Source organism: Streptomyces sp. NPDC052042 (assembly GCF_044548345.1).
Taxonomy (GTDB): Bacteria; Actinomycetota; Actinomycetes; order Streptomycetales; family Streptomycetaceae; genus Streptomyces.
Window position 1 is genome coordinate 1 of record NZ_JBIUBU010000085.1, and the last position, 1,459, is coordinate 1,459.

General features: G+C 70.3%; 2 protein-coding genes. Both read left to right on the forward strand.

The annotated features are described in order from the left end of the window. Positions 1–72 precede the first annotated feature (72 nt). Positions 73–1,056 (forward strand): NAD(P)/FAD-dependent oxidoreductase, encoded by a 984-nt coding sequence (locus ACIHCL_RS36960; RefSeq protein ID WP_399868935.1) that lies wholly within the window; start codon positions 73–75, stop codon positions 1,054–1,056. A 60-nt stretch (positions 1,057–1,116) separates the two neighbouring features. Further along, a partial coding sequence (trxA, locus tag ACIHCL_RS36965) for a thioredoxin (RefSeq protein ID WP_399868936.1) occupies positions 1,117–1,459 on the forward strand: 343 nt, incomplete at its 3' end.

Consider the following 1,459-nt stretch of genomic DNA (forward strand, 5'->3'; position numbering starts at 1 on the left):
CGTCCCAGAAATGGCAACAGAAGTTGTCGCCCCGGCGCCGGGCACGCACTGTTGCGGCAGGAGGTTGTTCCCATGATCAATACGACGAACGACAAGAACAGCACGGCGCAGCACGGCGACACGGACGAGGTGCACGATGTGGTGGTGGTCGGCGCCGGAGCGGCCGGCCTCAGCGCCGCCATGCTCCTGGGCCGCGCCCGCCGCAAGGTGGTGGTGATCGACTCCGGCGAGCCGCGCAACGCGCCCGCCGCGCACATGCACGGTTTCCTGTCCCGCGACGGCCTGCCGCCCGCGACCCTGCTCGAAATCGGGCGGGCCGAGATCGACCGCTATGGAGTTCAACTCCTCCAAGGCCGGGCGGAGCAGATCGACCACGGCTACTACGTCCGCATGGCCGGCGGGGTGGTGCTCAAGGCCCGCCGCGTCCTGATCGCGACCGGGCTGCGCGACGAACTGCCCGACATCCCCGGCGTCCGCGAACGATGGGGAAGGGACGTCCTGCACTGCCCGTACTGCCACGCCTACGAAGTCCGCGACCAGCCCCTCGCCGTCCTCGGCACGCACCCGGGAGCGGTCCATCAGGCCCTGCTCCTGCGCCAGTGGAGCGACGACGTCGTCTTCCTCCCGCACACCCTGGACCTGACCGCGCAGGACCGGGAACAGCTGGAGGCACGCGGTCTTCACCTGATCGAGGGGGAGATCAAGCATCTCGTCGTCGACGACGACCGGCTCCGCGGGATCGAACTCGCCGACGGCCGCGTCGTGCCCCGCACCGCCGCCTTCCTCTTCCCGCGTTTCGTCCCGCACGACGAACTGCTGGCCCGGCTGGGATGCGACAAGGACGACGCCGGCTGGGTCGTCACCGACCGCACCGGCCGCACGAGCGTCGCGGGAGTCTGGGCCGTCGGCAACGTCGTCGACCCGCGCGCCCAGGTCGTGGCCGCGGCCGGTATGGGATCCGCCGCCGCCTTCGCCATCAACGCCGACCTCCTGGACGAGGACGTCGACCGCGCCGTCGAACAGCACCGCCACGCGGCCGCTGCCACCGTCCGGTAGCCCACAGCACGGCGACGCCAGACCTCGCATTCCCACTTGTACAAGACAGGAAGCCCACACATGACCGCACATGCCGCACGCCCGGTGGACAGCGTCACCGAGCAGACGTTCACCACACGCGTCCTCCAGGCGGAGCGACCCGTCCTGGTCCAGTTCTGGGCCACTTGGTGCCACCCGTGCCGGATGGTCACCCCCATCGTGGAGCAGTTGGCCGCCGAACAGTCCGGCCACCTGGACGTCGTCAAGGTCGACCTGGACGAGGAGCCCGGGCTGGCCGCCCAGCTCGGCATCACCTCTGTTCCCGCCTTCGTCGTCTACGCGGGCGGTCGGCCCGCGGGCTCGTGGGTCGGTGCGGCGCCCAAGCACGTCCTGGAGAAAAAGCTCACCTCGATCCTGCGGGCCG